This is a genomic window from Halomonas sp. TH-94 (assembly GCF_057473365.1).
The window spans coordinates 35965-45747 of the sequence record NZ_JBYCKL010000016.1 but is presented as its reverse complement, the minus strand read 5'-3'; the positions used below and the strand labels follow the sequence as shown (position 1 = coordinate 45747).

Here is a 9783-nt window from a genome sequence, read left to right as displayed (position 1 = left end):
GCATCTCCGATCACTTACACAACAATCCCGACGAGTTATCCGATGCCTTCGCCCGCGCCTTGTTCAAGCTGACCCACCGTGACATGGGGCCGAAGGCGCGCTACCTCGGCCCGGAAGTGCCGGCCGAAGAGCTGATCTGGCAGGACCCGGTGCCGGCCGTGGACCATGAGCTGGTCGATGCTCAGGATATTGCCAGCCTCAAGCGCAAGATTCTCGTTTCGGGCCTGAGCGTAGCCGAGCTGGTCTACACCGCCTGGTCGTCGGCTGCCACCTTCCGCGGTTCCGACATGCGCGGCGGGGCCAACGGTTCACGTATCCGCCTGGCGCCGCAGAAGGACTGGGAAGCCAACCAGCCCGAGCAGCTGGCCAAGGTGCTCAAGACGCTGGAGAGCATTCAGGGCGACTTCAACGCGCTGCAAACCGGCAAGCGGGTGTCGCTGGCCGACCTGATCGTGCTGGGCGGATGCGCGGCCATCGAGAAGGCGGCCAAGGATGCCGGCCACGCCATCGAGGTGCCGTTCACGCCGGGGCGTACCGACGCCTCTGAAGAGCAGACCGACGCCGAATCCTTCGAGTGGCTGCGCCCCGAAGCCGATGGCTTCCGCAACTACCGCCGCGCCCGCTTCACCATCTCCGACGAGGAGATGCTGATCGACAAGGCGCAGCTGCTGGGACTCAGCGCACCGGAAATGACCGTTCTGGTGGGCGGCATGCGTGTACTCGAGGCCAACTACGGCAACTCGCGCCACGGCGTGTTCACCGACCGCCCCGGTACCCTGACCAACGACTTCTTCGTCAACCTGGTCGACATGGGCACGGTGTGGAGGCCGGCTTCGGTGGATGCCGATGTGTTCGAGGGTCGCGATCGCAAGAGCGGCGAAGTGAAGTGGACCGGTACCCGGGTGGACCTGGTGTTCGGTTCCAACTCTCAGCTGCGGGCCATCTCGGAGATCTATGCCCAGAACGATGCCAAGGAGAAATTCGTCAAGGACTTCGTTGCCGCCTGGAACAAGGTGATGAACGCGGACCGCTTCGATCTGGCTTGATGCCTGCTCGAAACGCGATGTGACAGAGGCGCCCCGACAGCGGGGCGCTTTTTTGTCGTCGACAACTTTTATTCAACGCGCCTTGCCGAGCCCACCTCAAGAAGGCGACCGAACTGCCGAAGATAACTTCATGACGATACTGACGCGCCTTCTGCTTGATCCGCATACCCTGGATGCCGTGCAGGGGGAGCATCATTTTCCCCTTGTCCTGGTGTCCTGGGCGATCGCGTTGGCGGCTTCCTATGCCGGCCTCGATCTCATCAAGCTGGTCAGTAAAGCCAAACACACCTGGCGCCGCCGGCTCTGGCTGCTTGCCGGCGCAGGCATCATGGGGTTGGGCATATGGAGCATGCATTTCATTGGCATGCATGCCTACAGGCTCGATTTCACCGTTCATCATGACCCGGTCTTGACGCTGCTTTCCATACTGCCCGCCGTGGCGGGCAGTATGGCGGCCATCGCAATACTCTCGCGCGAGGCGCCCACTCATACGGCCTTGTTGCTTGCCGGCGCAGGCCTGGGCGTGGGCATCGGCCTGATGCACTACACCGGCATGGCGGCCATGCATATGCCGGCTCGGCTCTATTTTGACGTGATTCTCTTCCTGCTATCGCTGTTCGCAGCAGTCGGTCTCGGCATCTTGAGCGCTTACGCTTATCGCCTATGCCGTCAGGAATGGGGCATGCAGCGCGCCAAGACCTGCGCCTTCATTGCTGCCGTCTTCACCTCGCTGGCCATCTGCAGCATGCATTATGTCGCCATGCAGGCTGCCTGGTTCGTTCCTCTCCCGGGGGCTATTTCCCAGCCCCGGTTGATGGAGTCGCACTGGCTGATCTACCTCATTGGCGGCTGTGTGGTGTTGATCGCCCTGCTCACTGTCGTGGCCACGCAATCTCAGCGCCGGCTACATGTCAGTGAACATCACGAACACATGACTCGTACACGCCTACTCAAAGTCATCTCCGCGCTACAGGACGGTGTCGCCCTGTTCGATGACAAAGGGCGGGTGCGGCTCAGCAATGCCGCGCTCGAACATTTACTGGGTTGGCAAGTAGAGCAAGCCGTCGGTCAATCGGTATGGAAGCTGACATTTGCAGCCAACAATGGGGCAATAAGAGAAGTCATCAGGCAGGGCCTGGAGGACCAGGGCAAATGGAGCGGCATGATCGACGCTCAGCACCGCGATGGAAAGCGCTTCCCGGCGTGGCTCAGCGTCAGCCGTGTGACCTATACCGACAATGCCGAGCGGGACTATGTCGCGTTGATCTCGGATCGCACCGCCGAACAGGAAGCCCAGCAGCGTATTCGCTTCCTGGCCTACCATGACACTCTGACCGAACTTCCCAATCGCCGTGCGCTGCAGATACGACTGAACCAATGTGAGCAGCGTCAGGCCGGCGATGGGAGGCTGTCGCTGCTGGTGTTGTTCGACATCGACCGCTTCAAGATCCTCAACGACAGTCTGGGTCACGATATTGGCGATGAGCTGCTGCGTCAGCTGGCGGCACGTCTCCAAGGCTGGGCGGGTGACGACACCTATGTGGCAAGGCTGGACGGTAATGAGTTCGCCCTGCTGGCGCGTTTGCGCTCGTCTCAACGCTTGGCCGGACAGCATGAGGCCCTTACGCTGACCGGACGGGTGCACGCGTCACTCACATCCGAGTACCAGTTGCAGGGGCACACGTATCCATGCCGTCTGAGTGTCGGCATGTTGGTTTTCAATCCTCAGGATGACACCCGTCCGGCGCAGCTGTTCAAACGTGCCGGGCTTGCTCTGCTCGAGGCCAAACGGCAGCGTGACGCGACTCCTCAGCTGTTTCGCCCGCATCTGGAGCAAGAGCGTGAGGCGAGACTCACCCTCGAACGTGAGCTTAGGCATGCCATCGAAAACGGCGAGCTGAGCCTGCACCTTCAACCTCAGGTCGATGCTCATCGGCATGTCATCGGTGCCGAAGCGCTGGTTCGCTGGCAGCATCCAGCGCGCGGCTATATCTCACCCGGGGAGTTCATCCCTCTGGCTGAAGAGAGCGGGCTGATTCTGCCTCTTGGTTACTGGGTGCTTCAGGAGGGGTGCCGACTGCTGGGGGAGTGGCGGCAAAGCCCCGAGTTTTGCGATCTCAAGCTCTCCCTCAATGTCAGCGTGCGGCAGTTTCAGCAGCCGGATTTCGTCGACCAGGTATTGACGGCCATCTACCGCTACGCCGTGGCGCCGGGTCACCTGACGCTCGAGCTGACCGAATCCCTGCTGCTCAAGGACCCGGAGGGTACCATCGAGAAGATGGTGCTGCTGCGTCGCATCGGCGTCAGCTTTGCGCTGGACGACTTCGGCACCGGTTACTCGTCTCTGGTCTATCTCAAGGCCCTGCCACTGGACACGCTGAAGATCGATATCGCTTTCGTTCGCGACCTGAGCCATGACACCCAGTCGACGCCTATCGCCGCCGCCATCGTGGCCCTGGCACAGAGCCTCGAGCTTGCCGTCATTGCCGAGGGTGTCGAGACGGAGATGCAGCGTGACGTACTCGCCGGACTGGGCTGTCACCTGTATCAGGGCTACCTCTTCGGCCGGCCGGTATCTATCGAGGAGTTTCGACCGATGCTGGATATCAAGGGGGAAGTGCCGCCGGCCGCTTAGCGATTTTCCTCGAGTTCGCCTCCAGCGACAGAGTTGCTGGCACCAATCTTACCTGCCACCCACGGCCGTCATGGCGGCGTGCCGATTATCCGTTCCAGCTCCCGATTGAATTCCGCAGGCTTGGCCATGTGCAGGAAGTGGTCGCTGCCTTCCATGATCACGGCGTCGAACTCGGGCAGTAGCTGCCGGTTGGCTTCGACGTCGGTCGGCCACATGTCGGCATTGATGGCCACTACCGGTACCGTCAGCTCCTCGAAGTGCTGCGCCGCTTCCCCATCTAGATGGCGTGTTCCCATGTCCTCGAATGCACTGAGGGCGACTTCCGGCACAGCGGCCGTCATGTCCTGTACGACCCAGTCGCGCAGTTTGCGGTCAGTACTTTCGATGAACATCGAAGCCACGAAATGACGCGCGGCCTCGGTAAAATTTTCCTGCAGTGGCGACAGCATTTCCTCGAGCTCGGACTGGTCCATTTGCGGTGCGACATGATGGAAGGTATCGACGCCCACGATACCGATGACGCGTTCCGGCATCAGGCGTGCCGCTTCCACGGCGACAGGCCCGCCCATGGAGTGTCCGATGAGGATGGCCTGTTCCACGTCCAGGTCCTCCAGCACCGCTTTGACGTCCTCGCCGAAGGCCGGCATGGTGTAGGCGTCACGCCCCAGGCCGGAGTGGCCGTGCCCCGCGAGATCGATCGTCACCACCCGATACTGCTGTGCGAAGTGCGGCACCTGTCCGCGCCAGTAGCGGCCATCGCAGCTCCATCCATGGATGAAGACGAGCGTCGGTTCGCCGCTACCCTGCACCTCATAGGCGATCGGGACTCCGTCCGCCGAGTCGGTCATCCGCGGCCAGTTCACCTCGTCTGCCAGCGCCTGACCCGCCATCGCCCACAGCAGTGCCAGGCCCAGGTAACGTATACCGTGTAACGCCAACTCCTTCATGCTGCCTCCCTCAATCTCTCCTTGACTCATGCAGCATAGCCGAGCCAGGCCGCCTATCGACGTCTCTTCGAGCAGCTAGACACTCACTAACCTCCCGCTCAGTAGCGGCTTGCGAGTCTCAATTCCTCCTCGACGGGCCTCACCTCGATGGTGCCAAGTCGCGCTGACGGCCAGCCAGCAGCAATCTCCAGGGCTTCCTCTTCTGACGCGACCTCGATCAGGAAGAAACCGCCTAGCTGCTCCTTGGTCTCGGCAAAGGGGCCATCGGTCATGATGAGTTCGTCATGACGAATTCTCAGAGTGCGAGCCTTGGTGGCACTCTGCAAGGCGTTGGTCAGGACCAGTTTGCCTCGTTTATGTAGGTCGTCCACATAGTCCAGGGTTTCCTGTAGTAGCTCATGCCACTGGGCTTCCGTCATTTCGCTGAATATTCGCTCTTCCTCATAGGCGAGACAGAGGTACTTCATGAGAGACCCTCGCGTTTGGAATGCTGACCCGTAGAAGATGGCGCACGGGATGGACCGGCGCAATGGAAGGACGAAGAGACCTCAAAGGCTGACCAACCTAGCCCGGCTGGTGCCATTGCCCAGCGGCTCGACCTGGATCTGCACCGGGATTCTTTCGTGCATTTCCTGCACGTGGGAGATCACCCCGACACGGCGGCCGAGGGCCTGTAGGCCGTCGAGCGCTTCCATGGCCAGCGCCAGCGACTGCGGGTCGAGGCTGCCGAAGCCCTCGTCGATGAACAGCGACTCGATGGTGAGCTCGCCTGAGGCCATGGAGGCCAGCCCGAGTGCCAGGGCCAGTGAGACGAGAAAGGTCTCGCCGCCGGAGAGCGAGTGCACCGAGCGGCGCTCGTCACCCATGTCGTGGTCCACCACCAGCAGGCCGAGTTCGCTGCCGCCGCGGGCCAGCCGGTAGCGGCGGCTGAGACCGGAGAGGTGGGCGTTGGCGTGTTCCAGCAGCTGCTCCAGATTGTAGGCCTGGGCGATACGGCGAAACGTCTTGCCGTCGGCGGAGCCTATGAGTTCGCTGATGCGCCCCCAGCGCACCTGCTCGGTGCGAGCGGATTCCAGCTCGGCCTGACCCTGCTGCTGGCGCATGCGCCGACGGTCGTCGTCGCGCAGGGCATGAACGGCGTCGTCACGGGCCTGCTGGGCTTCCGTCAGCCTGGGCTGCAGCTCTGCCTGTTGCGTTTCCAGCGTCGCACGGCGGCTGGCGATCTGCGCTTCGACATCCTCGCTCAGCAGTTCGGCGTCGCTCTCGGCCAGAGCCTGCTCGTGACGGTGTTCCAGCAGCGCATGTTGGCGCTCGGCGAGACTGGCCTGGGTGCGTTGGAGAGTCTCGTCGGCATCGGCAAGCTCACGCTCCTCTCGTTCGGCTTCGCCTTCGGGCTGCGCCAGTAGCCGGGTGAGGATGGCATCGTCCAGCTGTGGATGTACTTGACGCCACTCGGCGAGTTCTGCGTCCAGCGTAGTGCGCTCCTGGTTGAGCTGAGCGATGCGCTGCGCCTCGTGTGCTACCTGTTGCGCCAGCCGGGCTTGTTCACGCTCGGCTTCGTGACAGCGTTCGATGGCGTGGTCGCGCTGCTGGCGGGCGGCGTCCTGGCGCGCTTCCAGCGCCTGCTGCCAGGACTCGGCCGAGGGGTGCTCGCCTAGCAGGGCCTTGAGCCGATCGACTAGCCGCTGCCGCTCTTGGCGCAGCGGGGGCAGCCGCGTATCGAGCTGGCCCCGCTCTTCGGTGAGCGTGGCTTTGCGGGTCTCGAGCTGAGCGAGTTCGAGTTCGCCCTGGCGCAGGGCTTCTTCCAAGGGCTTCAGCTTCGCCTCGGCGCTTCCCAGCGCCTGGAGCGTGCGTTCGGTCTCTTCGCGCTCCGCTGCGCTGTGCCGTCGCTGGTGGCCGAGCCAAGCCTCGCATTCGGCGGCCGCAATGCCGGCTAGCTCCGCGTGTAGCGGATGGGCGCTCAGGGCCTGCTGAGCGGCCTTCAGCCGTGCGCCGGCTTCCTTGTGCTGCTGACGACTGTGCGTGAGCGCTGCCAGCAGGGCACGGTACTCGCCTTCGAGCTCGCTGCGCGCTTGCTGGGCCGCTTCCCAGGCCTGCCTGGCCTCGCTGAGCTGCTGTTCCTCCTGCCGTTGCTGTGCGGCCAGCTGCGCCGCTTCGGGCGTGGTCGGGGGCTGGTGGCGGAAGGGGTGTTCCAGCCCGCCGCAGACCGGGCAGGGTTCGCCTTGCCGCAGCGCTTCCCGCAGCTGAGTCACGCTCTCGCTGCGGGCCGCCCGGCTGCGCTCGATGAAGTCGCGCAGGGTGGTGTAGTGGCGCTCGCGCTCGTCGAGACGCTCCCGGGCGGCCTTGCCCAGGGTGGTCAGTTCGCTCAGGCGATTTTCATCGATGGTCAGGCGCTCGCTCAGCTGGTGCTGGGCCAGCTCGGCACGCCGGGCTTCCTGCCAGCGACTTTCCAGCTCATCCAGCGCCAAGCTGCGGCGGGCGGCACGGTCGTGGTCTTGCTGCGCCGCCTGGCGCGCGCCATCGAGCCGCTCATGATTGCCCATCAACCGTTGCAGGGTAGCCTGCCATTCGTCGCGCTGCCTTTGCCGTTCGTGCTGTCTGACCTCGGTGGCTTGGCGCTGCCGCTCAAGTATCTCGGTCTGCTGGTGGCAGTGCCGATGGCGTGATTCGAGATCCTCCAGCTGACGCGCCAGGGTGGCCAGGGTCTGGGTGTGCTCGCGCGCCTCGTTTAGGGCAGGTTCGGCCTCATGACGGGCCTGATTGGCCGTTTCCAGTTGCTGCGCAGCGTGGTTCCGGGTTTGCTCGGCTTGGGTTTGCAGGGTGCTGGCGCGTGCTAGCGCCTCATGGGTCTGGCGGTGAGTCCGTTCGAGCGCAGCGATTTCGCTCGGCAGCTCGGCCTGGCGCAGCAGGCGATGGCGCTGGGGCGCGAGCAGTCGGCGGCAATCGCGGTCGGCGCGGGCCTCGGCCAGCCCCTGCCAGCGTGCTTCGGCGTCGCGCGACTGGCGCTGGCCCTCTGCATAGCCCTGGCGCAGCCGCTCGTCAGTGGCGTGCCAATGGCGGCGGGCATCGAGCTCTCTGGCCTGCTGCTGCAGGTCGGCCAGGGCCTGTTCGGCGGTATCGGCTTGGCGCTCCAGCGCGGCGCGGGCTTCCGGCTCGGCGGGCAGGTCGTCGGCAAGTTTCGTCTGCAGGGTATCGACGTGCCGCTTGGCTGCGATGGCTCGCCGGTAGGCGGCTTCGGAAATTCGCGAATACTCGGCGGTGCCGGTGAGTCGCTCCAGCAGGTCGCTGCGCTCGTTGTCGTCGGCCTTGAGAAAGGCGGAGAATTCGCTCTGGGCCAGCAGCACGGCGCGGGTGAACTGGTCGAAGCTGAGACCCAGCCGTTCCGGCAGCAGCTCGGCGAACTCGCGCTTCTGGGCGGTGAGCAGACGGTCGTCGTCGAGGTCGACGAGCGACTGCTCCGCTGCTTGCAGGCGGCCGTTGGCTTTCTCGCGGGCGCGACGCACGGCCCAGCGGGCGCGGTAGCGGCGACCATCATGGCCGAGGAAGTCCACCTCGGCGTAGCCACCGGCGGTACCGCGGCGTAGCAGGGTGCGCGGGTCGGCGGTGTTTACCGTCTCGCCATCCACGTCGGGCAGCGGGGCATCGCGCCCAGGGGCCTGTCGCAGCCGTGGCGTGTTGCCGTAGAGCGCCAGGCAAAGGGCGTCGAGCAGGGTGCTCTTGCCGGCGCCGGTGGGCCCGGTGATGGCGAACAGGCCGGCGTCGCTGAGCGGGGGGACCGTGAAGTCGAGTTCCAGCGGGCCGGGCAGGGAGGCCAGATTGGCCAGGCGCAGGGCGAGGATCTTCATCAGCGACTCTCCCCGGTGACACCCCTGGCGGCGTCGCTGCCCTCATCGTCGAGCACGTCCTGTAGCAGTCGATCGAAGTCGGCCAGCACGTCGTCGCCTGGCGGCTCGCCCCAGCGGCTTTCCCAGGTGTGCTGGAAAAGCTTTCTCGGGCCCAACTGGGCGAGCTCGACCCGTGCCTTCACGCCTTCCGCGTCGATTTGAGGCAGGCGCCGCTCCAGGCGCAACAGGCGCACTGCCTTGCCTTCCAGGGCTGCTTCCACCTGGGCGCGCAGGTCGGGTACGGGGGCGGTGAGGGTGACGCGCACTTCCAGCCAGGGCCACTGTTCACGTGGCAGGGCGGGGTCGTGGGGTAGCGTCTCTAGTTCTGCCAGCACCTCGTCGAGTTCGCCGGGCCCGACACGATTCATGTCCACGGGGCGCGGTACGGGTATCGCCTCTGACGCGGCGAGGGTTTCGCCTTCCAGCATGACTTCCACCACCTGATGGGGGTAATTCACTTCGCTGAAGTCGAGGGGCAGGGGGCTGCCGCTGTAGCGAATGCGCGCCTCGCCCACCTGTTGGGCGCGATGCAGGTGGCCCAGCGCCACGTAGGCAATATCGGCAGGGAAGAGTCCGGCGGAAATCGACTCCTCGCCGCCGATCACGATGGGGCGTTCGCTGGCCTCGGAAACGGCGGCGCCATGCAAGTGGGCGTGGCTCATGGCCACCAGCGCCTGGCCGGGCTGGCGCCTGCGGCGGGCGGCGTCGATCAGCTGCTCGTGGACGTGGGAGATGCCGGCAACGTAATCATTGCGCGGTGCGCCGGTAGCCGGCTCGCCTGCGTCATCGCGGGCGATACCGTGGCCGGTCACTTCGGCGGGGCGCAGGAAGGGGAGCGCCAGACACCAGGCTCGGGTTTCGCCGGCAGCGTCGGTCAATGGCACCAGCAGATGCCCGGTATCCAGCGTGCCGTCGTCGAGCCAGCTCACCCGGCCCAGGGCGTGGGTGCGCAGACGACGCATCAGGGGGGCGGGCAGCTCGATGCGATTACCGCTGTCGTGGTTACCGGCTATCAACACGATGTCGAGCCGCGGCAGGCGCTCATGGGCGCTGACGATGAAATCGTAGAGCAGTTCCTGGGCGCGCAACGAGGGGTTGACCACGTCGAAGATGTCGCCAGCGACGAGCAGGGCGTCGGCCTCGCGGACGACGAGGGTGTCTAGCAGCCAGTCGAGAAAGAGGCGGTGTTCGGCGTGGCGTTCCTGGCCGTGGAAGGTCTGGCCCAGGTGCCAGTCGGCGGTGTGGATCAGCTTGAGCACGGTATCCCTCGT

At 64.8% G+C, this 9783-nt stretch carries 6 protein-coding genes; 2 read left to right on the top strand and 4 right to left on the bottom strand.

Going from position 1 to position 9783, the window contains the following annotated elements; all coding sequences use genetic code 11:
- Both AC2VNO_RS02980 and AC2VNO_RS02975 read left to right on the top strand, forming a co-directional pair.
- A partial coding sequence (locus AC2VNO_RS02980; RefSeq protein ID WP_486932749.1) for a peroxidase family protein occupies positions 1–1046 on the top strand: 1046 nt, incomplete at its 5' end.
- Positions 1047–1176: 130 nt separating this feature from the next.
- Complete coding sequence (locus AC2VNO_RS02975; RefSeq protein WP_486932748.1) at positions 1177–3681, top strand: bifunctional diguanylate cyclase/phosphodiesterase; 2505 nt, start codon at positions 1177–1179, stop codon at positions 3679–3681.
- A 68-nt stretch (positions 3682–3749) separates the two neighbouring features.
- On the opposite strand, the gene AC2VNO_RS02970 is transcribed toward AC2VNO_RS02975, so the two are convergent.
- The 4 genes from AC2VNO_RS02970 to AC2VNO_RS02955 form a co-directional block, all read right to left on the bottom strand.
- Positions 3750–4628, bottom strand: coding sequence for an alpha/beta fold hydrolase (locus tag AC2VNO_RS02970; protein WP_486932747.1), 879 nt, complete (start codon positions 4626–4628; stop codon positions 3750–3752).
- Positions 4629–4726: 98 nt separating this feature from the next.
- Positions 4727–5095 carry a YciI family protein gene (locus AC2VNO_RS02965; protein WP_486932746.1) on the bottom strand — a complete coding sequence of 123 codons (369 nt, stop codon included), beginning with the start codon at positions 5093–5095 and terminating at the stop codon, positions 4727–4729.
- A gap of 81 nt (positions 5096–5176) precedes the next feature.
- Positions 5177–8473, bottom strand: a complete 3297-nt coding sequence (locus AC2VNO_RS02960) for an AAA family ATPase (RefSeq protein ID WP_486932745.1) — start codon at positions 8471–8473, stop codon at positions 5177–5179.
- Positions 8473–9771, bottom strand: a complete 1299-nt coding sequence (locus tag AC2VNO_RS02955; RefSeq protein ID WP_486932744.1) for an exonuclease SbcCD subunit D — start codon at positions 9769–9771, stop codon at positions 8473–8475. Before AC2VNO_RS02955 ends, AC2VNO_RS02960 begins: the two co-directional genes overlap by 1 nt.
- Between the last annotated feature and the right edge of the window lie 12 nt (positions 9772–9783).